The organism is Streptomyces sp. NPDC035033, from assembly GCF_040636735.1.
Taxonomy (GTDB): domain Bacteria; phylum Actinomycetota; class Actinomycetes; order Streptomycetales; family Streptomycetaceae; genus Streptomyces.
Genome location: NZ_JBEZUZ010000012.1, coordinates 34,686 through 55,687, shown reverse-complemented (window position 1 = coordinate 55,687; position 21,002 = coordinate 34,686). Strand labels below are relative to the sequence as shown.

General features: G+C 75.3%; 19 protein-coding genes and 1 riboswitch. Of the genes, 10 read left to right on the top strand and 9 right to left on the bottom strand.

What is annotated here, in order from left to right:
- The first annotated feature begins 142 nt into the window (after window positions 1-142).
- Complete coding sequence (locus AB0E83_RS07935) at window positions 143-442, top strand: YkvA family protein (protein ID WP_362107560.1); 300 nt, start codon at window positions 143-145, stop codon at window positions 440-442.
- Window positions 443-630: 188 nt separating this feature from the next.
- On the opposite strand, the gene AB0E83_RS07930 is transcribed toward AB0E83_RS07935, so the two are convergent.
- Window positions 631-897, bottom strand: coding sequence for a DUF4235 domain-containing protein (locus AB0E83_RS07930; RefSeq protein WP_362107557.1), 267 nt, complete (start codon window positions 895-897; stop codon window positions 631-633).
- Window positions 898-1,153: 256 nt separating this feature from the next.
- On the opposite strand from AB0E83_RS07930, the gene AB0E83_RS07925 reads away from it, so the two are divergent.
- Complete coding sequence (locus AB0E83_RS07925; protein WP_362107554.1) at window positions 1,154-2,404, top strand: amidohydrolase; 1,251 nt, start codon at window positions 1,154-1,156, stop codon at window positions 2,402-2,404.
- A 117-nt stretch (window positions 2,405-2,521) separates the two neighbouring features.
- Here AB0E83_RS07925 and AB0E83_RS07920 read toward each other — a convergent pair whose 3' ends face one another.
- On the bottom strand, window positions 2,522-3,997 hold the full coding sequence (locus tag AB0E83_RS07920; protein WP_362107551.1) for an ornithine decarboxylase: 1,476 nt from the start codon (window positions 3,995-3,997) through the stop codon (window positions 2,522-2,524).
- A gap of 357 nt (window positions 3,998-4,354) precedes the next feature.
- Between AB0E83_RS07920 and AB0E83_RS07915 the strand changes: the two genes are divergently transcribed.
- From AB0E83_RS07915 to AB0E83_RS07905, 3 genes are all read left to right on the top strand, one after another.
- On the top strand, window positions 4,355-5,536 hold the full coding sequence (locus AB0E83_RS07915) for a glutamate--cysteine ligase (RefSeq protein ID WP_362107548.1): 1,182 nt from the start codon (window positions 4,355-4,357) through the stop codon (window positions 5,534-5,536).
- A gap of 208 nt (window positions 5,537-5,744) precedes the next feature.
- Window positions 5,745-7,529 (top strand): N-acetylglutaminylglutamine amidotransferase, encoded by a 1,785-nt coding sequence (locus AB0E83_RS07910; RefSeq protein WP_362107545.1) that lies wholly within the window; start codon window positions 5,745-5,747, stop codon window positions 7,527-7,529.
- Entirely contained in the window at window positions 7,502-9,535 is a 2,034-nt protein-coding gene (locus tag AB0E83_RS07905) for an alpha/beta fold hydrolase (RefSeq protein ID WP_362107542.1), read from the top strand. The genes AB0E83_RS07910 and AB0E83_RS07905 overlap by 28 nt, the downstream gene beginning before the upstream one ends.
- Before the next feature lie 56 nt (window positions 9,536-9,591).
- Here AB0E83_RS07905 and AB0E83_RS07900 read toward each other — a convergent pair whose 3' ends face one another.
- Window positions 9,592-9,966: a VOC family protein gene (locus AB0E83_RS07900; RefSeq protein ID WP_362107539.1), complete on the bottom strand. Its 375-nt coding sequence runs from the start codon at window positions 9,964-9,966 to the stop codon at window positions 9,592-9,594.
- Window positions 9,967-10,265: 299 nt separating this feature from the next.
- On the opposite strand from AB0E83_RS07900, the gene AB0E83_RS07895 reads away from it, so the two are divergent.
- Complete coding sequence (locus AB0E83_RS07895) at window positions 10,266-11,075, top strand: ABC transporter permease (RefSeq protein ID WP_362107536.1); 810 nt, start codon at window positions 10,266-10,268, stop codon at window positions 11,073-11,075.
- A 44-nt stretch (window positions 11,076-11,119) separates the two neighbouring features.
- On the opposite strand, the gene AB0E83_RS07890 is transcribed toward AB0E83_RS07895, so the two are convergent.
- The 3 genes from AB0E83_RS07890 to AB0E83_RS07880 form a co-directional block, all read right to left on the bottom strand.
- Window positions 11,120-11,932, bottom strand: a complete 813-nt coding sequence (locus AB0E83_RS07890) for an ABC transporter ATP-binding protein (protein ID WP_362107533.1) — start codon at window positions 11,930-11,932, stop codon at window positions 11,120-11,122.
- Window positions 11,929-12,900: an iron chelate uptake ABC transporter family permease subunit gene (locus AB0E83_RS07885; protein WP_362107705.1), complete on the bottom strand. Its 972-nt coding sequence runs from the start codon at window positions 12,898-12,900 to the stop codon at window positions 11,929-11,931. The genes AB0E83_RS07890 and AB0E83_RS07885 overlap by 4 nt, the downstream gene beginning before the upstream one ends.
- Before the next feature lie 113 nt (window positions 12,901-13,013).
- Window positions 13,014-14,057, bottom strand: a complete 1,044-nt coding sequence (locus tag AB0E83_RS07880; RefSeq protein WP_362107530.1) for an ABC transporter substrate-binding protein — start codon at window positions 14,055-14,057, stop codon at window positions 13,014-13,016.
- Between the two features lie 67 nt (window positions 14,058-14,124).
- Window positions 14,125-14,330: riboswitch (cobalamin riboswitch) on the bottom strand.
- Window positions 14,331-14,495: 165 nt separating this feature from the next.
- Here AB0E83_RS07880 and AB0E83_RS07875 point away from each other — a divergent pair.
- A complete protein-coding gene (locus AB0E83_RS07875; RefSeq protein ID WP_362107527.1) occupies window positions 14,496-15,293 on the top strand; it encodes a DeoR/GlpR family DNA-binding transcription regulator in 798 nt (265 codons plus the stop codon).
- Between the two features lie 65 nt (window positions 15,294-15,358).
- Here AB0E83_RS07875 and AB0E83_RS07870 read toward each other — a convergent pair whose 3' ends face one another.
- From AB0E83_RS07870 to AB0E83_RS07860, 3 genes are all read right to left on the bottom strand, one after another.
- Complete coding sequence (locus AB0E83_RS07870) at window positions 15,359-16,387, bottom strand: NEW3 domain-containing protein (protein WP_362107524.1); 1,029 nt, start codon at window positions 16,385-16,387, stop codon at window positions 15,359-15,361.
- A gap of 34 nt (window positions 16,388-16,421) precedes the next feature.
- Complete coding sequence (locus tag AB0E83_RS07865; RefSeq protein WP_362107521.1) at window positions 16,422-17,852, bottom strand: Gfo/Idh/MocA family oxidoreductase; 1,431 nt, start codon at window positions 17,850-17,852, stop codon at window positions 16,422-16,424.
- A gap of 299 nt (window positions 17,853-18,151) precedes the next feature.
- Window positions 18,152-19,015, bottom strand: a complete 864-nt coding sequence (locus AB0E83_RS07860) for a class II glutamine amidotransferase (RefSeq protein ID WP_362107518.1) — start codon at window positions 19,013-19,015, stop codon at window positions 18,152-18,154.
- Window positions 19,016-19,111: 96 nt separating this feature from the next.
- Between AB0E83_RS07860 and AB0E83_RS07855 the strand changes: the two genes are divergently transcribed.
- The 3 genes from AB0E83_RS07855 (at window position 19,112) to AB0E83_RS07845 (ending at window position 20,985) form a co-directional block, all read left to right on the top strand.
- The gene (locus tag AB0E83_RS07855) at window positions 19,112-19,483 is read left to right on the top strand and encodes a hypothetical protein (protein WP_362107515.1); all 372 of its coding nucleotides are present in this window, start codon (window positions 19,112-19,114) and stop codon (window positions 19,481-19,483) included.
- A 119-nt stretch (window positions 19,484-19,602) separates the two neighbouring features.
- On the top strand, window positions 19,603-20,097 hold the full coding sequence (locus tag AB0E83_RS07850) for an ATP-binding protein (protein ID WP_362107512.1): 495 nt from the start codon (window positions 19,603-19,605) through the stop codon (window positions 20,095-20,097).
- Between the two features lie 57 nt (window positions 20,098-20,154).
- Window positions 20,155-20,985, top strand: coding sequence for a DUF1206 domain-containing protein (locus tag AB0E83_RS07845; protein ID WP_362107509.1), 831 nt, complete (start codon window positions 20,155-20,157; stop codon window positions 20,983-20,985).
- Window positions 20,986-21,002 lie beyond the last annotated feature (17 nt).

Below are 21,002 nucleotides of genomic sequence, written 5' to 3'. Positions count from 1 at the left end.
ACGTCAATAATTACGTGAAAGCCATCTCGTGTGATCGACGACGGGGAGGCGACGGGGGAGGGCGGCAGGGGAGGCGGCGGCGGTATGGAGGCGGGGTCCGGGGGCACACCTTCCCCGAGCGCCCGGAGAGGGAGGTGGCCCGGTGGACGGCACGAGCGCGTTCTGGTGGACGGTCGCGGCGGTGGCCGTCGCGGCCACCCTGGCGGTGGCGGTCGTGCTGGCCGTACGCCTCTTCCGGGCGCGTGGACTCCTCGCCGACTCCGGCGTCCCGGCGTCCCGCAAGGTCCTCTTCTGGGGCGCCCTGGTCTACCTGGTCAGCCCGGCGGACCTGCTGCCCGACCCGGTGCTCCTCGACGACATCGGGGTCCTGCTGGCGGCGCTCCACGCCCTGCGGCGGGCCGGGGCGCGGGAGGGCGCGCGGGAACCCGGCGGGGCGAGGTGACCGGAGCACGTGCCGTACGGCCGGGGTCGGCCCCGCCCGGAGCCGCTGACCCCGGCCCGCGCGCCCTCACCCCGCCCGCGTACCTCCGCGCTCCGTCCGCGCGCCCTCGCCCCGCTCACGTACCCCCGCGCGTCCGCCCGCGCGTCCCTCACCCCGCCCACACGTCCGTCAGGCCGGCCACGTGCTCGTCAGGCCGGCCACGTCCCCGTCAGGCGCCGGGTGGCGACGGCCCCGGAGCGCTGCACGGCGGCCTTGACCACCGCGAAGATCGCGCCCTGGACGGCCGCGGCCACCAGGATCTCCTTCCACGCCCGGTCCTCGTCCGTCGAGTCGGGCGCGTCGTCCTCGTGCCCCAGCAGCTTCCACGTCTGCTTGAAGGCCATGCCGGCCAGCAGACCGCTCACGGTGCCGAGCGCGAGCCCCACCGGCTTGTAGACGATCTTTCCCTTGTTCATCGCGACCTCCTTCCCCGGCGCGGGAACACCAGTGCCGCCACAACACCCGGCGGCGAGCGCCCGCGCGGTCCTCTTCCGGTCCTCGACGCACGGGGCGCCTTCGGCGGGCGCGTACCCCGGAGCCCGCCGGGCATCCGCCCCGCCGCGTACGAACCCCGCGCGGGCGGCGGCCGGAGGTGTCGGACGCGCCCGCGGTGGAAGACGCGGGGGAGCGCGGGAGAGCCGCGCACGGCCGCGCCGACCCGAGGAGGACCGGATGCCACCGTCTCCGGAGTCCCTGTACGCCCGGATCCGCCAGGAGGTGGACGCCCGCGCCGACCGGCTGTGGGAGGTGAGCCTCGCCCTGCACCGCGAGCCCGAGACCGCGTACGAGGAACACCGGGCCGCCCGGCTGCTGAGCGGCGAACTGGCCCGCGAGGGCTTCCGCGTGCGGACGGGAGCGGCCGGGCTGCCGACCTCCTTCGTCGCCGAGGCCGGGGCCGGGGCCGAGGCCGGGGCGGGCCCGCGAGCCGGGGAACGGCCCGGCGAGAGCCCCGGGCCCCGCGTCGCCCTGCTGATGGAGTACGACGCCCTGCCCGGGCTCGGGCACGCCTGCGGACACAACCTGATCGCGGCCGCGGGCCTCGGCGCCGCCCTCGCCGTGCGGGCCGCGCTCGGCGGGGCGGCCGGCCCCCTGCTGGCCGTGGGGACGCCCGCCGAGGAGCGCGGCGGCGGCAAGGTCGCGATGGTGGAGGCCGGCGTCTTCGACGGGGTCGACGCGGCCCTGATGTTCCACCCGGGCGTGTACGACTGGGCGCGGGCGCCCCTGACCGCCAGTGCGCAGCTGCGGGTCGGGTTCCACGGGCGGGCCGCCCACCCCACCGGCAACCCGACGCAGGGCATCGACGCCCTGGGCGCGCTGATCCAGCTCTTCAACACCCTCGGCGTCCTGGCCCGGCGGCTGCCGCCCGGCTCCCACGTCCAGGGCATCGTCACGGAGGGCGGCGAGGCGACGAACATCGTCCCCGCCCACGCGGAGGGCCTGTTCGGACTGCGCGGCGGGACGACCGCGGCGCTGGAGGCCCTGGTGGACGAGGTGCGGTCGTGCGCCGAAGGCGTGGCCCTCGCCACCCGCACCAGGGCGGAGGTGACGGACGTCGGCGGCCGCTACGAGCACTTCCGGGACAACGACGTGCTGTCGGACCTCTTCGCCGGACACCTCGCGCGCACGGGCATCCGGCTCACCGAACCCCTGCCCGGCGTGTACCTGGGCTCCTCGGACATCGGCAACGTGAGCACCCGGGTCCCCGCCGTCCACCCCTTCGTCGCCATCATGGGCGCGGACGGGCCGGACGGCTCCGACCACACGCCCCGCTTCGCGGAGGCCGCCGGAGGCCCCCGGGCCCGGCGCGTCATGCGGAACGCGGCGGAGGCCCTCGCCTGCACGGCCGCCGACCTCCTGCTCCGCCCCGAGGTGTCGGAGCGCGCCTGGGACTGCCACCGGCGGAAGGCCGCCGCCAGGCTCTGACCGCCGCCAGGCTCTGACCGTCGCCGGGCTCTGACCGGCGACGGCGATCCCCCGACGGCGATCCCCCGACGGCGATCCCCGGCGGCGATCCTCCGGCGGCGATCCTCCGCGGTGACCTCAGCCCTCCTGGTCCTCCACCGCGACCCGCACGGTCCGGACCTCCGTGTCGGCGGCGTCCGGCACGACCATCCCCGCCTCGACGCCGCTGCGCAGGTACTGGAGAACCTCGGAGTTCAGCCTCTCCCCGGGCAGCGCGGCCGGGATGCCGGGCGGGTAGGGCGTCAGCATCTCCGCGGTCACGCGGCCCACGGCCTTCTCCCACGGCACCTGCTCGACCCGTCCGAAGAAGGCGTCGCGCGGCAGCATCACCTGCTCCAGGCGGAGCTCGGCGGGGTCCGGCACCTCCACGCGGGGCGCGTCCGCCAGCTCGTCGGCGTGCCGGGCGACGTCGTGCACCGCCGCGACCAGGGCGTCGGCGCTGGCCGTGTCGTCCGCGTGGGTGAGCTGGGCGCTGGTGCGGCGGTGGTCGGAGAGGTGCAGGTTGACGTGGTGGCGGGCGCGGATCCAGTCGGCGATCCGGTAGCCGGTCGTCCCGAGCGCGCTGACGTCGGCGACGACCTGGAGGGGGTCGAGGTCCGCCGCCAGGCCGGGGCCGCAGAAGTCGTCCCGGCCGTGGACGCGCACGCCGTCGATCCCGTCCAGCCGTTCCCGCACCGTCTCCGCCAGGGCGATCGTCTCGTCGTACAGGGCGCGCCCGTGCTGGACCATCTGGCGGCGCCAGCCGTCGAGCGCGGCGTAGACGAGGGAGGACGGGCTCGTCGTCCCCAGGAGGTCCTCCCGGTTCTTGAGGACCTCGGGTTCGATCAGATCGCCCTGGAGGTGGAAGACCGAGCCCTGCTCCAGGCCGGAGCCCATCTTGTGGACGGAGGTGACGCAGACGTCCGCGCCGGCGTCCATGGCCCAGGTCGGCAGCCCGGGGTGGAACGGCAGGTGCGCGCCCCAGGCCTCGTCCACGATGAGCGGGACGCCGTGGTCGTGACAGGTGCGGGCGATGGCCTCCAGGTCCGAGCAGGTGCCGTACGGCGTCGGCGTGGTGACCAGCGCGCCCCGTGCGTCCGGATGCTCGGCGAAGGCGGCCCGGTAGGCCTCGGCCGACGGCGGATGGGCGAGGTGCAGCCGGGCGTCCCACTGGGGGTCGACCCAGACCGGCACGATGCCGGCGAGGACGAGACCGGAGACCACCGACTTGTGGGCGTCCCGCCCCACCAGGAGTTTCTCGTGCGGCCCGGCCACCGACAGCATCGCGGCCTTGATCGAGAGGGAACTGCCGCAGGTCGAGAAGAAGGTGTGGTCCGCGCCCACGGCGTCGGCCATCAGCGCCTGGGCCTTCGCGAGCACGCCCTTCGAGGACGTCCGGTCGTCCAGACCGCTCACGGCCAGGACGTCGGACCGGAACACGGCGTCGCCGAGGACCGCGCGCACGCGCGGATCGGCGCCCCGGCCCTGCTTGTGGCCGGGCGGAGTGAAGGGGGTCTGCTCCTCGGCGTGGTACGAGACGAGGGCGTCGAGCACGGGTGCCTGTGAGTGATCCATGGAACTGCGGCTTCCCCGAGAGGACGAGAACACGCAAAAGGGACGCGCGGAGGGGCGTGCCCGGGGCCCGGCCGGGCCTTCCCGCCCGTGCCTCCGCCAGGGCCGTCACCCGGCCCGTACGGTGCGTGACCGGCGCGCACCCCCCGTGCCCCGTCCCTCACCCGGCGTTCCGCGCCGCGACCGGGAGTCGTCCCCCGACGGCGGAGCGTCGACGATTCCGCTCCCGGGGTGCGCCTCCCCCGAGGAGCGGGTGAGGGTGGAGGCATGGTTCGCCCGAGCCGGGGCACCCGGACAGGGCGAGGACCTCACCGCCGGGCCCGGCCCGGGACGAGGAACCGTCCGACACAGGGAGCCACCGTGACCGTCCGCATCGGGGTCGAGGAAGAGTTTCACGTGATCGACATCGAGAGCGGGCAGCTGGTACCCCGCGCCGACGCCCTGCTGCGCGCCGTGGAGCGCTACGGGGAGACCTTCACCGGCGAGCTGCCGCAGTCCGTCGTCGAGTCGAACAGCGGGGTCCACGCGACCCTGGACGGCCTCTTCGCCGACCTGACCACCACCCGCGCCCGCCTCGACCGGGCGGCCGCCTCCGAGGGCCTCGCGGTCGCCGCCGCCGGCACCGCCCCCCTGGCGCGGCTCGGCGCCGTGCCGACCGCCGACCTCCCGCGCTACGTCCACATGACCGGCGAGTACCGGCGGCTCGCGGACGAACAGCTGATCTGCGGCGTCCACGTCCACGCCGACGTGCCCGACCGGGACACCGCCGTCCGCGCGATGTGCGTCGTCGCCCCCTGGCTGCCGGTCCTCCTGGCGCTCTCCGCGAGCTCGCCGTACTGGCTCGGCGAGGACACCGGATACGCGAGCTGGCGCACCATGGTCTGGCAGCGGTGGCCCACCTCGGGCCAGCCCGGCTGCTTCACCCGCGCGGAGGAGTACGACCGCACGGTGCGCGCGTTCGTCGACTCGGGCGTCATCAGCGACCCCGGCATGATCTACTACGACGTCCGCCCCTCGGCGCACCTGCCCACCCTCGAACTGCGCGTCTGCGACGCCTGCCCGCAGGTCGGGACGGTGGTGCTGATCGCCGGCCTCTACCGCGCCCTCGTGGCCGACGCCCGCGCGCGCCTCCGCGCCACCGGGGAGACCGGCTGCGACGGGAACCACGCCTGGCTCCGCGCGGCGACCTGGCGCGCCGCCCGGTCCGGTCTCGAAGGCGACCTCGTCGACCCCCTCACCCGCCACCCCGCCCCCGCCCACGGGGTGGTGCGCGGAATGCTCCGCCACCTGCGCCCGACGCTGGAGGCGCAGGGGGACTGGGTGACCGTGCGGTCCCTCGCGGAGGAGATCCTCGCGCAGGGCAGCGCCGCCGCGCGGCTGCGCGCCACGGCGGCCCGGGAGGACCTGCTGGCGGGGGTGGACCACCTCCTCGCGGAGACGCGCGGCCGGACCCGGCCCGTCACCCGCGACCGGTTCCTGCGCCACCCCGCGAAGACCCCGGCCGGCCTCCGGGACGGGCGCGCGGCGGCGAAGACCCCGTGAACCGGCTCCGCCCGGGCCGGCCCCCACCGGGCCGGCCCCGGCGGAAGCGACCCGGCCGACCGGCCGGGAAGACCCCACCACCCGGCCGGGCGGAGCCCGGCCGTCCCACCGAGGAGAGAGCGACCATGCGAAAACGCGCCACCCGGCCCGCCGTCGTCACGGGGGCCGTCACCTGTACGGATCCGTCCGCCGTCCAGGGAGGCGCCCCGTGTGCGGTGTGAGCGGTGAGATCCGCTTCGACGGCGGCCGTCCCGACCTGGCGGCGGTGGAACGCATGGCCGACCGCCTCTCGGACAGGGGCCCCGACGGGCGCGGCCTGTGGTCCGAGGGCGCCGTCGCCCTGGGGCACCGGCGGCTCAGGATCATCGACCTGAGCGACCGGGGAAGCCAGCCCATGACCGACCCCGAAGCCGGCCTGACCTGCGTCTTCAACGGCTGCATCTACAACTACCGGGAGCTCGGGGAAGAACTCCGCCGGCTCGGCCACACCTTCGTCACGGCCTCGGACACCGAGGTCGTCCTCAAGGCCTACCACCAGTGGGGGACCGACTTCGTCTCCCACCTCGTCGGCATGTTCGCCGTGGCCCTGGTGGAGCACCGCACCGGCCGGCTCGTCCTGGCCCGCGACCGGCTGGGCATCAAGCCGCTCTACCTCGCCCGGACCCCCGGCCGGCTCCGGTTCGCCTCCACCCTGCCCGCCCTGCTCGCGGGCGGCGGCGTCGACACCGCCCTCGACCCGGTCGCCGTCCACCACTACATGAGCTGGCAGTCCACGGTCCCCGCCCCGCGCACCGTGCTCGCCGGGGTCCGCAAACTCCCCCCGGCCACCGTCCGCGTCGTGGAACCGGACGGCACCCACACCGACCACACCTACTGGCAGCCCTCCTACACGCGCCGCGCCGAGTTCGCCGGCATGGGGGCGCCGGAGTGGCGGGACGCCGTGCTCGACGCGCTCCGCACCGCGGTGCGCCGCCGGATGGTGGCCGACGTGCCCGTCGGGGTGCTCCTCTCCGGCGGACTCGACTCCAGCCTGATCGTCGCCCTGCTCGCCGAGGAGGGACAGAAGGACCTCGCGACCTTCAGCATCGGCTTCGAGACGGAGGCCGGCCAGGAAGGCGACGAGTTCCACTACTCCGACCTCGTCGCCCGGCGCTTCGAGACCGACCACCACCAGCTCATGGTGCCGTCCGACCGGGTCTCCACCGCGCTGGACGCCGCGGTCCACGCCATGAGCGAACCCATGACGAGCCACGACACCGTCGCCTTCCACCTCCTGTCGGAGCTGGTCGCGAAGGAGGTCAGCGTCGTCCAGAGCGGCCAGGGCGCCGACGAGGTCTTCGCCGGCTACCACTGGCACCAGAGCCTCGCCGGGGTCCCGCGCGCCGAGGAGCCCCGGCGGTACGCCGAGGTGTACTTCGACCGCACCCACGCCGACCTGGAGAAGATCCTGCAACCGGAGATGCTGCCGCTCCGCGACGTGTCCCGCGAGTACGTCGAGGCCCACATGGCCGCGCCGGGCGCCGAGACGGCCGTCGACGCCGGACTGCGCACCGAGACCCACGTGATGCTCGTCGACGACCCGGTCAAGCGGGTCGACAACATGACCATGGCCTGGGGCCTGGAGGCCCGCGTGCCCTTCCTCGACCACGAACTCGTCGAGCTGGCGGCCGCCTGCCCGCCCGAGCTGAAGCTCGCCCAGGGCGGCAAGGGCGTCCTCAAGGACATCGGACGCACGGTCCTCCCGAGCCACGTCGTCGACCGGCCCAAGGGGTACTTCCCCGTCCCGGCCGTCCACCACCTCGCCGCGCCCGTCATGGACCGCGTCCGCGACGCCCTGGCCGCGCCCGCCGCCCGATCCCGCGGGCTGTTCCGCGAGGAGTACGTCGCCTCCCTCCTGGAGGCGCCCGACGACCACCGCGCCCACCGCGGGCAGAACACCCTGTGGCAGGTAGCGTTGCTGGAGATATGGCTGCAGACGCACGGAATCGACTGATCGGAGAAGGCCGGCCGGGGGCGCCCGCGGCGCGCCCGCTGCCCGCCGGGGCGAGGTTCCACGACACCCCGCCGCTCCAGACGGCACACGCCTGCTGGTACCCCGCCGCCGACCCGGGCGGCGAGCGGATCGCGTTCGTCTGCGACCGGGACGGCTCGCCCCAGCTGTGGGTCGGGCCCGCCGGAGGCGACCCGGCCCGGCCGCTCGACACCGCGCCCGACCCCGTCACGGAGGTCGCCTGGTCGCCGGACGGCCGGTGGATCGCGTACACCGTCGCCCCCGGCGGCAGCGGCCACACCCGCGTCCTCTGCGTCCGCCCCGACGGCTCGGACCGCAAGGTCCTCGCCGGGGCGGTCCCCGGCACCTCCGCCTATCTGGGGTGCTGGGTCGGCGACGGCTCGGCGCTGGCCGTCACCATCGCCGAACCCGTGGGCGAGACGGCCGGCGCCCCCGCGCTCCCGGACGAGCCGCCGGGCCTGACCGACCGCGACGGGCACGCCACCCTCCTCGGCCCCGACGGCCGCCCGGCCCGGACCGCCGGCCACGGCCCGGCCCGCGACCGGCTCACCGCCTACCTCGTCGACCCCGACGGGATCCGCCCGCCGGCCCTGCTCGCCGACGAGTCCGAGGCGGCCACCCTGCGCGTCTGCGACGTCAGCCGCGACGGCCGGCTCGCCCTGCTGCGGCGCGGCCCGCGCGGTCGGCGCGAGGCGGTCGTGGTCCGCGTCGCCGACCAGACCGCCTGCTGCGCGCTCCCCGTCGCCGACGGCGACCCGTGGATCGGCCGCTTCTCGGCGGACGCCCGTACGGTGTGGCTGCGCAGCGACCACGGAGCGGAGTTCGCGGCCCTCCTCGCCCTCGACCTGGACGGCGAGGGACGGCGCACCGGCCTCCGCGAGATCGCCCGGAGGGCCGCCGCCGACCTGGAACTGCTCGCGCTCGTCGAGGACGGGCGGCGCGCCGCCCTCGTCTGGAACACCGGCGGCATCAGCGAACTGGAGACCCTCGCCCTGCCCGCCCCGGAGGCGGTGCCGGTCCCGCCCCGGACGGTGGAGCTCGACCACGAGGTCGTCACCCGCGTCGCCGCCGCGGGACCGTACGGCCTGGTGGCGTCCCTGGCCGGATCCCAGCGCCGCCCCGGCGTGTGGCACCTGCCCGACGCCTCGACCCCGGTCCGCACGGCGTGGACCGCGCGGGACGCCGACACGGTCCCGCCCGGACCCGCGCCGGTACGCCCCTTCCCGCTGCGGCCGAAGGCCCGCGACGGGATGCTCCTGGGCGGCTGGTACCACCGCGCCCCGGGCCGCGCCCCCGGCGAACCCGCGCCCTGCGTGATCCACCTGCACGGCGGCCCCGAGGAACAGGAACGGCCGGTCTTCGACCCGCTCTACCACGAACTGACCGGCCGCGGCCTGGACGTCTTCGCCCCCGACGTCCGCGGCTCCTCCGGCTGGGGCCGCACCTTCCGCGACGCGGACCTCGGCGAGGGGCGCTTCGCCGCCATCGACGACGTCGCCGACTGCGTCGCCCACGCCGTCGAGGCCGGCCTCGCCGACCTCACGCGCCTGGCCGTCATGGGCCACTCGTACGGCGGCTACCTGACCCTCGCCTCGCTCGTCTGGCACCCCGGGCTGTTCCGCACCGGCGTCACCGTCTGCGGCATGTCCGACCTCACGACCTTCTTCGCCACCACGGAACCCTGGCTGGCCGAATCGGCGGCCCACAAGTACGGCCACCCCGAACACGACCGGGAACTGCTGCGCGCCCTCTCGCCGATGAGCCGCGTCGACGCCCTCGACGTCCCCCTCCTCGCCGTCCACGGCGCCCACGACACCAACGTCCCGCCGAACGAGTCCGAACAGATCGTGCGCGCCGCCCGGGACCGCGGCCTGGAGGCGGAACTGCTCCTCCTCCACGGCGAGGGCCACGACTTCCGCCGCGCCGACAGCCGCCGCCTCTTCCGCCGCACCGCCGCGGACTGGATCGAGAAACGCCTCCTCCCGTGACCGCGGGACGGCCCGGCCGGACCCCGTGCCCGGGCCCCGGCCGGGCCGGCCGCCGGCTACAGGTACGGGCGGGTGATCAGCTCGATCGCGTGTCCCGCGGGGTCCTTGAAGTACACCCCGCGACCGCCGTGCTCGTGGTTGATCTCACCGGGGCGCCGCATCTGCGGGTCGGCCCAGTGCTCGACGCCCCGCTCGCACAGCCGCCGGTACGCCCGGTCGAACAGCTCGTCGTCGATCAGGAACGCGTAGTGCTGCATCTGGATCTCCACCGGCGGCTCGGCGAACTGGAGCAGCACCCCGTCGTGGAGCTGGACGTTGGTGAACGGACCCCAGGACGGCGCTTCCGGGAGTTCCAGCAACTCCCGGAAGAACAGGGACGATTCGGCCCGGTCCTTGGCGGCGATGATGGTGTGGTTGAACGTGACTGCCATGCGGTGACCTCGTTTTCGCTCGGCACGAAGAGAAGAAGGGACTCGTGTGTGCGCGAGCGCGGGGAGGTCCGCGGGTGGAACGGGGGTGCCTGTCGAGCACCCGCCGGGCGATCAGCCTTCCACCGGGTAGCCGATCCGTGCGTGGCGTGTCGCCGATCCGGTGTTCATGTCGGACGACCTTACGGGATCCCGCCGATCATGACAACGGGCGGAGACCGGCCACCGGACGGTCCACCGGACGCGCGGACGCGGACGGGTCGTTCCGGAGGAGTTCCCGCTCCACGGGGTAGCGATGTCCCATGCCTCTCGCCGCCGAGACCCTGCTGCCCGTCGACACGTCGCTCGCGGTCGCGCTCGTCGTGCTGCTCCTCGTGGCCACCGCCGTGGTCGCGGTGTTCCGGCTGTCGCCGGACGGATCGTCCCGGCGGGCCCGCGAGATCGTCACGGCCGGACTGCGGGCGGTCGCGCAGCTGGCGGCGGTCTCGGCGCTGATCGGCTGGGCCGTCCACCACACCGCGGCCCTGCTGGGGTTCCTCCTGCTGATGCTCGCCGTCGCGACCCGGACCGCCGGCCGGCGCATCACCGGCAACGGGACCTGGTGGTGGGCGGCGCTCCCCCTGGCGGTCCCGGTGGTGCCCACCGTGGCCGGGCTGGTCGCGGCGGGGCTGCTGACCGTGCCCGGCATCGCCGTCGTCCCCGTCAGCGGCATCCTCGTCGGCGGCGCGCTGACCGCGACGGTCCTCGCCGGCCGCCGCACGCTGGACGAACTGACCCAGCGTCACGGGGAGGTCGAGGCCGGCCTGGCGCTCGGCCTCCCCGAGCGCGCCGCACGGCTCGAAGTGGCCCGCGCCGCGGCCTCGGACGCGCTGCTGCCCGCCCTGGACCAGACCCGCACCGTCGGTCTGGTCACGCTGCCGGGCGCCTTCGTCGGCATGCTGCTGGGCGGGGCGTCCCCCGTCACCGCCGGGGCGGTCCAGCTCTTCGTCCTCGTCGCCCTCCTGGCCGTCGAGGCGCTCGCCGTCGCCCTGACCCTCGAACTCGCCGCCCGCGGCAGGATCCACCGCCGTCCCGCGTCCGGGCCCCGGCGCGGCGCGGCTCCCCGCGCCTGACCGGGAGCCGGGCGTTCCGGGCCGCGGCCCGGGCGCGGGCCCGTTCAGCCGTCCGCGGACGCGGGGCCGAGGAAGCGGACGTGGGGACGGCCGTCGGGGCCGGGCCGGGTCACCGTCGCGCGCACCCCGTAGACGTCCGCGACGAGCCGCTCGGTGAGGACCTCCGCCGCCGGTCCCGCGGCCACCACCCGCCCCTCGCGCAGGACCACCAGGTGGTCGCAGTACATCGCCGCGAGGTTGAGGTCGTGCAGCGCGAGGACGGAGGTGAGCCGCAGCCCGGCGAGCAGGGACAGGAGCTCCAGCTGGTGCTGGACGTCGAGGTGGTTCGTCGGTTCGTCGAGCAGCAGCTCGCGCGGCTCCTGGGCGAGGGCGCGGGCGATCTGGACGCGCTGCCGCTCGCCGCCGGAGAGGGTGCTCCAGGCGCGGTGGGCCCGGTCGGCCAGGCCGGTGCGGGCGAGGGCGGAGCGCACGGCCTCCTCGTCGGCCGCCGTCGCCGGCGACCACGCCCGGCGGTGCGGGACGCGCCCGAGGCGTACGGCGTCGGCGACGGTGAGGTCGACCTGGGTGTCGGCGTGCTGGGCGACGACGGCGACGCGCCGGGCCCGCGTCCGGCGCGGGACGGCGCCCAGCGGGGCGCCGTCCAGGGTGACGACGCCGGCGTCCGGCGCGAGGACGCCGGACAGGACGCGCAGGAGGGTGGACTTCCCCGAGCCGTTCGGGCCCAGCAGCCCGGTGAGCGTGCCGGGGCGCGGCGCGATGGTCACGCCGTCCAGGAGGAGCGCGCCGCCGGCGGTGCGGGAGACGCGATCGGCCCGCAGGCCCGTGCCGCCGCCGGCGCGCGTCGGGGGCCCGGTCACCGGGGGCTCCGGGTGCGGTACAGGACGAGGACGAAGGCGGGGACGCCGACGAGCGAGGTCACCACGCCGACCGGGACCTCCTGGGGAGCGAGGACGGTCCGGGCGAGGGTGTCGGCCCACACCAGGAAGACCGCCCCGGCCAGGGCGGCCGGCGGCAGCAGCCGGGCGTGGCCGGGGCCGGTGAGGGCGCGGACCGCGTGCGGCAGGACCAGGCCGACGAAGCCGATCGCGCCGGCGGACGAGACGAGGACGGCGGTGAGCAGGGCGGTGACCGAGAGGAGGACCAGGCGGGTCCGCGCCACGGAGACGCCGAGCGACGCCGCCGCGTCCTCGCCGAACGCGAAGGCGTCGAGGGTGCGGGCGTGTCCGCCGCAGACCAGCAGGGCCGCGGCGAGGACGGCGGCGCACACGCCGACGTCGGTCCAGCCGGCGCCGGTGAGCGAACCGAGCAGCCAGAAGAGGACCCCCCGGGTGGTCTCGGCGTCGGCGGCGGTCATCACCACGAAGGAGGTGAGCGCCGAGAAGAGCTGCATCGCGGCGACCCCCGCCAGGACGACGCGGTCCGTCGACCCGCCCAGGGTGTGGCTGAGGAGCAGGACCAGGGCGAAGGCGCAGAGGGCGCCGAGGAAGGCGCCGCCGGAGACGGAGACCAGGCCCCCGCCCACGCCGAGGACGACGACCGCGACGGCGCCGGTCGAGGCGCCGGAGGAGACGCCGAGGACGAACGGGTCGGCGAGCGGGTTGCGCAGCAGGGACTGCATCACCGCGCCGCAGACGGCGAGTCCCGCGCCGCACACGGCGGCGAGGAGCGTCCGGGGCAGCCGGAGGTTCCAGACGATGCCGTCCCGGACGGGGCTGAGGCCGGACGGGGCTCCGCCGAGGTGGGAGGCGATGACGGACCAGGTGTCGGCGACGCGGATGTCGGCCGGGCCGAGGGTGACGGCGAGGGCGACGGAGACGCACAGCAGGAGGAGCCCGGCGGCCCCGGCGAGCGGCGGGACCGCCCGCGAGGAGCGGGCGGGGCGGCGGACCCGGGGGGCCGTCTCCTCGGTGGCGGGCGGACCCGCGGGGCCGGGCCGGCTCACTTCGCGAACCCGTACGCCCGCAGCGCGGCCGCCGTCTTCTCGATGCCCTCCACGGTGCGGATCGTGGGGTTCATGGCCTGGCCGCTGAGGACCACGTACCGCTTCTTCCGCACCGCCGTCATGTTCCGGGTGACCGGGTGCGACTCCAGGAACGCGATCTTCTTCGCGGCGCTCTCGGCGGACTGGGCCCGGCGCGTCAGATCGGCGATCACCAGCACGTCGGGGTCCCGGTCGGCGACCGTCTCCCAGTTGATCTGCGGCCACTCCTCCTTGGTGTCGTCGAAGACGTTCCGGACCCCGAGCGCCCGGCTGACGATCCCCGGGGCGCCGCAGCACCCGGCCATGTACGGCCCCTGGGAGTCGGAGAACCAGTAGAGGACGGACGCGCCGCCGAAGTCGGAGCCCGCCGTGGCCCTCTCCACCCGGGCGCGGAGCTCTCCGACGAGCTTCTCGCCGCGCTCCGGCACGCCGAACACCCGGGCCAGGTCACGGATCTCGCCGTACACGGTGTCCATGGTCAGCGGTGCGGTCCGCACGCCGTCGCCGTCCCCGCCGTTGTCCTTGCCGACGCAGTCGGCGGGGGAGAGGTACGTGGGGACGCCGAGCTCGGCGAACCGCTCGCGGGGGGCGACACCGCCCTTGCCCAGCGTGTAGAGGAAGGAGGCGCTGACGAAGTCGGGTTCGGCGTCGAGCACCTTCTCGAACGACGGGTAGCGCTCGGCGAGCCGGGGGACCTTCGCGTTCGCCTTCTCCAGGCCCTTGAGGACGGGGTCCGTCCAGGTGGCGGTGCCCGCCATGCGGTCGGCCAGGCCGAGGGAGAGCAGGATCTCGGCCGATCCCTGGTCGAGGGCGACGGCACGGCGGGGCGGGCGGTCGACCTCGACCCGCTGCCCGCAGTTGCCGAGGCTGACCGGCCGGTGGCCGGCGTCCGCCCCCTTCGCCCCGGACGGGGCCTCCTGGCCGCCGGTTCCGCAGCCGGCCAGGAGGACGGCGCCGGCGAGGAGGAGCGCGGCGGGACGGGCGGGACGTGCGTGGGGCATGAGAGGGGTCCTCTGCGTCACGGCTCATGCGCGGAGCCTGTCGAACGGTGCTCCCCGGACGACGGCGCACGGCGCCGGGGCCGCCAGCAGGTCTTCGGACTCGGGGTCGTCCGGACGGGGCGCCTTCCCAGGCCCCCTCGGGGCCCAGTGGCCGATGCTCCGCCCGTCACCCTCACCGCTGCGCGTCAGCTCCGGATTCCCACCGGATTCCCTGACCCGCGCACAGATCGTGTCGATGTGTACACAGGTGCGACTGGCCCGGGCAAGCTACCACAGACGGGTCGCGGCCCAGGATTACCCACCCGCGACCGGACGCCCGGTCTCGCTGCGCGAAACAGCTCGAAGACGACGCGCTTCGCGCACTTTCGAGCACATCCGGTGCGGGGAGTATGGTGGACGGGCAGTTCGCGGGTCCAGACGTCGAAGGAGTTCCGAGGCATGTCCAAAGGTGAGCGGTGGCACGCTCTGCTGGATCTGCTGGCCGCCGAGGGCAGGCTGGACGTCGAGGAGACCGCCGCCGCCCTGGAGGTCTCGTCCGCGACGATCCGGCGGGACCTCGACGAACTGGCGGAGCAGCGGATGCTGATCCGGACCCGGGGCGGGGCCATCGCGCACGGCGTCTCGTACGAGCTGCCCCTGCGCTACAAGTCCTCCCGGCACGCCACGGAGAAGCAGCGCATCGCGGCCGCCGCCGTGGAACTCGTCGCCCCCGGGGACGTCGTGGGGTTCAACGGGGGGACGACCACCACCGAGGTGGCCCGCGCGCTGGCCCTGCGGGCCGGCGGGGAACGGCGGGACGCGGCGGACGGCGCGACGCCGGTCTTCACCGTGGTGACCAACGCCCTCAACATCGCCGGCGAACTCGCCGTGCGGCCCCAGGTGAAGCTCGTGGTCACCGGCGGCGTGGCCCGGCCGCAGACGTACGAGCTGGTCGGCCCCCTGACGGCGGGGGTGCTGAACGAGGTCGTCCTCGACGTCGCGGTCCTGGGCGTCGACGGGCTCGACCCCCGGCTCGGCGTGATGACCCGGCAGGAGGACGAGGCGAGCATCAGCCGGCTGTTCGCCGAACGCGCCCAGCGGGTCGTCGTGGTCACCGACTCGTCGAAGCTGGGGAGGCGGGCCTTCGCCCGGATCTGCGGCCTCGACGCCGTCGACGTGGTCGTCACCGACGCGGCGGCCCCCGCGGACGCCGTCGCCCGCCTCGACGACATGGGCATCAAGGTGATCACGGTCTGAGGCCCCCCCGGCGGCACGGCACCGCCCCGGACACCGGGAGGCGTCCGGGGCGGTGCCGCCGGCGGTCAGGGGGCGACGGCCATGTCGAACAGATGGATGTTGCCGTTGCTCGGCAGCACCACGAACTCCACCCGCTTGGCCGGGTCGAGCGGGATCGAGTGGGCGAAGACGCGGTACGCGATGCCGGCGTTGCCGTACCCGCCGGGCCGGTTGCGCCCGTCGCTCGACGCCACCAGGGTCGCCCCGTGGGCGTTCGCCGGGTCGAAGGACCAGTTCGGGAAGCCGAAGGAACCTGTGCCGCTCGTCCCGTCGGTGTAGTACACGGTCGCGGTGCCCGCCGCCCCGCTGGTGACGCCCGAGCCGAGGAGGACGAGCCGGCTGCCGCTGCCGTCGAGGGCGACGGCCTGGCCGGTGGTGGAGACGTTGTTCCTGGTGCCGGCGGGGACGTCCGGCCAGCGCAGCTCCGCGCCCAGGGCCTTCACCGTCGCGCCGGGCCGCAGCCCGACGGCGGCGAGCTTCTGCGCGGAGAAGCTGTTGCCCTCGCCGTCGTAGTCGCCGGGCCGGGTGTCGCTCTCGTCGGTCACGCCCACGTTGTTGTAGGCGGCGGCCAGGTTCGGCAGGGGAGTGCCGCTGCGCTGGGTCCGGGTGGCGGTGGCGGAGCCGGCCCCGTCGCCGCCGCGGTACGTCGCGGTCGCGGTGAACGTACGGACGGTGAATCCGGCGCGCCGCTCCGGCACCCGGATCCGGAAGGCGGCCTCGGCGGAGGCGCCCGCGGCCAGGGAGCCGTCCACCCGGACGGCGGAGGGCTGGACGGCCCATCCGGCGGGGCCGCCGAAGGTCACCTCCAGCGCACGCATCCGGTCCGGCCCGGGGTTGGTGACGGTCACCTTCACCGTGACGACGGCGGGGCCGTCCAGGTCGACGGGGGAGATCGCCACCGTCGTCCCGGCGGCGGCCGGCCGGGTCTCCGCCGCCGTGACGGCGGGGTTCCCGTCCGCGGTGGCGGTGGCGGTGGCGGTCGAGGCCGGGAGGACCATGAGCGCGCCCGCCACGGCCGCGGCTCCGAGCGATCCGATCAGTCGTGCTGGTCTCACGTACTGCTCCTTCGGGGGAGGGACGGAGGCCGCGTCAGGCGACGGGCGGCATCTCGGTGGTGCGCGAGTCGAGGCCCATGCGGAGGTTGACCCACGCGCCCCGGGTGAAGTCGGGGACCGGGACGGGACGCCCTCCGGCTGCCAGGGACATGACACTCAAGGGGACCGGGGCGCACCAGGCGGCCGAGTCGTACACGTCGATGTCGGGCACGAGGCCGGCCCGCATCAGCTGGACGGTCCGCCACTGGAGGACGTAGTCCATGCCCCCGTGGCCGCCGTTGTTCGCGGCGTCGTCGCCGATCTTCTTCCACAGCCAGTGGTCGAACTCCTTGCGGTAGGAGCCGAAGTCCCGCCACGCGTGGCCGCTGTGGTCCGGCTCCACGTAGATGCGCCCGCCGCCGGCCGACACCACGCCCGCGTAGTCCTCGAAGATGCCCCGGCTGCCGGCGAGGGAGTTGATCCGGCTGTACGGCCGGGGCGAGCTCACGTCGTGCTCGGCGCGGATGATCCGGCCCTTGGCCGTCTCGATGAGGCAGGTGACCAGATCGCCGTTGACGTACGTCTCCTTCCACGACGGGTGGTTCCTGGGGACGAACCGCGCCCGGTAGTCGGCCAGCCCCTTCGGCGCGGTCGCCGTGGCGGTCAGCGTGGTCATCCGGTCGCCCCGGTTGACGTCCATGGCCGCGGCGATCGGCGCCAGGCCGTGCATGGCGTAGAAGGAGGCGGTGCTGCGGGTGTGCCACAGCCGGCGCCACGCGTCGGTGTAGTACGTGTCGGAGAACAGCAGGGCGCGCAGGTCGTGCAGGTAGCCGCCGTGGCCGTTGGTGATGTCGCCGAACAGGCCCTCGTGCGCCATCTTCAGCATGGCCAGCTCGTTCCGCCCGTAGCTGCAGTTCTCCGCGAGCATGAGGTGCCTGCGGGTGCGCTCGGAGGTGTCGACGAGGTCCCACAGCTCGTCGAGCCCGGTCGCGATGGGCAGTTCGACGATGACGTGCTTGCCGGCCAGCAGCGCCGCCCGGCCCTGCTCGTAGTGGAACTCCCAGGGCGTGGCGATGTAGACGAGGTCGATGTCGTCGCGCTCCAGCATCCGGGCGTAGGAGTCGGCGGAGCCGCCGTACGTGGCGGGGCGGGGCCTGCCGGCGGCGGCCAGCCGGTCGGCGGTCCGCTCGGCGCGGTCGGCGCGGACGTCGCAGACGGCGGTGACCGCGCAGCCGGGGACGACGGACCAGCCCGTGGTCATGCCGGACCCGCGGTTGCCCAGTCCGATCACGCCGACGCGCACCGTCCGGTGGACGGGGTAGGGCACGTCGATCATGGACGTCTGGCCCGGTTCCCGCCGCGGCGCGGCCGCCGCCGGCGTCGCGGCCGCGACGGAGGAGGCCCCCGCGCCGGTCGCGAGGGCCCCGGTGGTCGCCAGAGCGCCCCCCAGGAGCAAACGGCGTGAGACTGCTCGGATTTCAGGCATGTTCGGCATCGCTCCTCGAGACGTACGGGCAGCGGGTACGGCACGACTCTGGCGGCGTGCTCACCGGCATGTCAAGAGTTGCTCATTCGATGGCCGTTTGATGCATTCTCGCGCAACGAAGGCTCGGATTCCCGCATGACCGGACCCCTTCGGAGACGCGGTGCGCGCGGCTGCCCCGGGGGCGCGCCTCTGCCCCGGAGCGCGCCTCCGCCCCGGGGCACCGGCTCCCGGGGGCACAGGCTCACCGGCTCACCGGCCTCCCGGGATCACCGGCTTACCGGCCTCCCGGGATCACCGGTTCACGGGTTCACGGGATCGCCGGTCCACCAGTCCGCGGGCTCCGGGGCGAAGGGGCGCAGCTCGGCGACGCCCGGCCCGACGATCTTGCAGCTGTCCTCCGGCACCTCGTTCCACACCCCGGGCAGGTCGTCGAGGGGTTCGGAGACGATGAGGCGCGTCTCCGGGGAGATGTCCCGCAGGAACGCGACGTCGGGGTGGAGCCGGCGCACGTCGTCCGCCCGGCTGCTGTAGAACAGCGAGCGCGACGCGCGCTCGCTGGAGTAGCGGAAGGCCCAGACGTGTTCGCCCTCGGTGATGGCGAGGGTCATCTGGAGCGGGAACTCCACCCCGTGCTTCCGGCCGACGCGCTCCACCACCCCCGCCATCCGGGCCACGGCGGCGGGCGGGTCCTGCTCCAGGCCGAAGGTGAGGGCCAGGTAGAACATCACCTCGGAGTCGGTCGTGCCCTCGATCCCGGCGAACAGCGCGGGGTCCACCAGCAGGAGCAGGTCGCGGCGCACGAGGTGGAACGCGGCGATGGCGCCGTTGTGCATGAACATCCAGCGGCCGTACCGGAACGGGTGGCAGTTGGACTGCTGGACCGCCGTCCCGGTCGACGCCCGGATGTGGGCGAAGAACAACGGGGAACGGACGTGGTTGGCCAGCTCCTGCAGGTTGCGGTTGTTCCAGGCGGGGCCGATGTCCCTCAGCAGCGCCGGGGTCTCGGCCTCCTTCGTGTACCACCCGATGCCGAAGCCGTCGCCGTTCGTCGTCTCGACGCCGAGCTTGGCGAACCGGCTCTGGTCGATCAGGGAATGTGTCGGTTTGTACAGGATGGTGTCGAGCAGGACAGGTGTTCCCGAATAGGCCAGCCATCGGCACATACATGATCCTCCAGCCTCCTATTCTCGGCCGCACCCCCGTCCGGCGCCACGCGACGCACGAGGTTTACTCCGCGCGGGTCCGGCGAGAAGACCCCCATGAGTGCCTCGGAGAAGAGCGACCGGAACCCGTTCCGCCTGATCGACCCGTACGCCGTCCCGGACCCCGCCGCGTGGGAGGACGAGGAGGACCCCGACATGGCGGAGGCGTACGACCCGGCGGTCACGGGGGAGCCGCGCCTCCTGCCGGCCCCGTTCGCCGAGAAGGCCCGCACGGCCACGCGGGTGGCCCGCGGCGCCGGGGAGGCGCTGTGGACCACCGTGCGCGCCCACCCGGCGGTGGCGGGCGGCGCCGCCGCGGGCGCGGCGGTCGTGGTCACGGCCGCGTACACGCTGGGGCGGCGGGCCGGCCACCGGGCGGGACGGCGCGCCCGGGTCCCGGTGGTCCGGCTCCTCGCGCACCGCCCCTGAGAGCGGGGCCCGCTCCTTCCCGGCACAGGGCGGTGTGGGAACGGCGAGGACGGGAAAGGCGGGGGACGAGCGAGGTGCCCGGCGCGCCCGCCGAGCCGTACGAGGGGAGTACCAGGGCCATGACGGACGTGATCGCCGCGGAGCGCGCGGCGCCGAAGCCCCCGCTGTCCGCGAGCGTCGTCTACGACGGCGCGGCGGACGGCGGCGTGATCGCGTCCGCCCGCGCCTTCGCCGTCGACTTCCTCGCGGCCGCTCCGGCCGTCCGGCGCGCACCGGTGCCGGACGACCGCGTCGAGCTGGCGAAGCTGGTGGTCAGCGAGCTGGTGACCAACGCGGTCCGGCACGCCGCCGGCCCCTGCCGCCTCCTCCTGGAGCTGCGCGGGGACGTGCTGGAGATCTCGGTCTTCGACCGGGTGGCGGCCGCTCCGATACCCCGCGGGCACGACCCGCGCCGCATCGGACAGCACGGCGTCGAGATCGTCGTCGCCGTCTGCGAGAGCGTGACCGTGGAGCCGGCCCCGGCGGGCAAGCGGGTCCGGGCGCGCCTCTCCCTCCTCCCGGAGGGCGCCGGGGAGGCCGGCGGGGGCCCCGGGGGAGATCGAACGGCCCGGTAGGGGTTGGTCCGGCGGGAACCGGGCACCCGGACGGTCGACCGGGAGAAACGAGCCGACATGACCGCAGCGGGGCCGGAGGGGGCCGGGACGGGACGGGCGATCCGCGGCGGGGCCCTGCGGACGGCCGCCCGGGCCGGTTTCACCGCGCGGGGCGTGCTGTACCTGCTCGTCGGGGCACTGGCCGTACGCGTCGGCCTGACGGGCACGCGGGCGCAGGCCGACCGGGGAGGGGCCGTCGCGCACGTGGCGGACACCCCGTTCGGCGCCGTCCTCCTCTGGGCGCTGGGCGCCGGACTCGTCGGCATGGCCGCGTGGCGGCTCTCGGAGGCGGTCTTCGGGGCGGCGGGCCCGGACGGGGACAAGGCGCACCGGCGCGCCCTGTCCGCCGCCCGCTGCGTCTTCTACGCCGCCTCCGCCTTCCTCGTCCTCTCCTTCGCGGCCGGGGCGCGGGGGAGCGGCGCGGGCTCGACCGACCGGCAGAGCCGGGACCTCACCGGCCGCCTGCTCGGCCTGCCCGGAGGCCGCTGGTGGGTCGGCGCGGTCGCCGTGGGCGTGCTGGTGGCCGGGGTGTGGATGGCGGGCGGCGCGGTCCTGCGGAAGTACCGGGACCACCTGGCGTGGGGCCGCCTGACGGCGCGCCAGCGCCGCTTCATGGACGTGACCGGGATGGCCGGCGGTACGGGGCGCGGGATCGTCCTCGCCGCGCTCGGCTTCTCCGGGGTGAGGGCGGCGGCGGAGTTCGACCCGAGCGAGGCCAAGGGCGTGGACGACGCGCTCCGCTCGCTCGCCCAGACCCCGGCCGGCCCCTGGCTGCTGCTCGCGGTGGCGGCCGGCCTCGTGCTCTTCGGGCTCTTCTCCTTCGGCCAGGCGAAGTGGCGCGAGCTCTGACCCCGCCCGGCGCCGCC

Coding starts and splice junctions, on each gene's coding strand:
- AB0E83_RS07930 (WP_362107557.1), bottom strand. CDS start 897: ATGAACAAGGGAAAGATCGTCTACAAGCCGGTGGGGCTCGCGCTCGGC.
- AB0E83_RS07925 (WP_362107554.1), top strand. CDS start 1,154: ATGCCACCGTCTCCGGAGTCCCTGTACGCCCGGATCCGCCAGGAGGTG.
- AB0E83_RS07920 (WP_362107551.1), bottom strand. CDS start 3,997: ATGGATCACTCACAGGCACCCGTGCTCGACGCCCTCGTCTCGTACCAC.
- AB0E83_RS07905 (WP_362107542.1), top strand. CDS start 7,502: ATGGCTGCAGACGCACGGAATCGACTGATCGGAGAAGGCCGGCCGGGG.
- AB0E83_RS07900 (WP_362107539.1), bottom strand. CDS start 9,966: ATGGCAGTCACGTTCAACCACACCATCATCGCCGCCAAGGACCGGGCC.
- AB0E83_RS07895 (WP_362107536.1), top strand. CDS start 10,266: ATGCCTCTCGCCGCCGAGACCCTGCTGCCCGTCGACACGTCGCTCGCG.
- AB0E83_RS07880 (WP_362107530.1), bottom strand. CDS start 14,057: ATGCCCCACGCACGTCCCGCCCGTCCCGCCGCGCTCCTCCTCGCCGGC.
- AB0E83_RS07875 (WP_362107527.1), top strand. CDS start 14,496: ATGTCCAAAGGTGAGCGGTGGCACGCTCTGCTGGATCTGCTGGCCGCC.
- AB0E83_RS07865 (WP_362107521.1), bottom strand. CDS start 17,852: ATGCCTGAAATCCGAGCAGTCTCACGCCGTTTGCTCCTGGGGGGCGCT.
- AB0E83_RS07860 (WP_362107518.1), bottom strand. CDS start 19,015: ATGTGCCGATGGCTGGCCTATTCGGGAACACCTGTCCTGCTCGACACC.
- AB0E83_RS07855 (WP_362107515.1), top strand. CDS start 19,112: ATGAGTGCCTCGGAGAAGAGCGACCGGAACCCGTTCCGCCTGATCGAC.
- AB0E83_RS07850 (WP_362107512.1), top strand. CDS start 19,603: ATGACGGACGTGATCGCCGCGGAGCGCGCGGCGCCGAAGCCCCCGCTG.
- AB0E83_RS07845 (WP_362107509.1), top strand. CDS start 20,155: ATGACCGCAGCGGGGCCGGAGGGGGCCGGGACGGGACGGGCGATCCGC.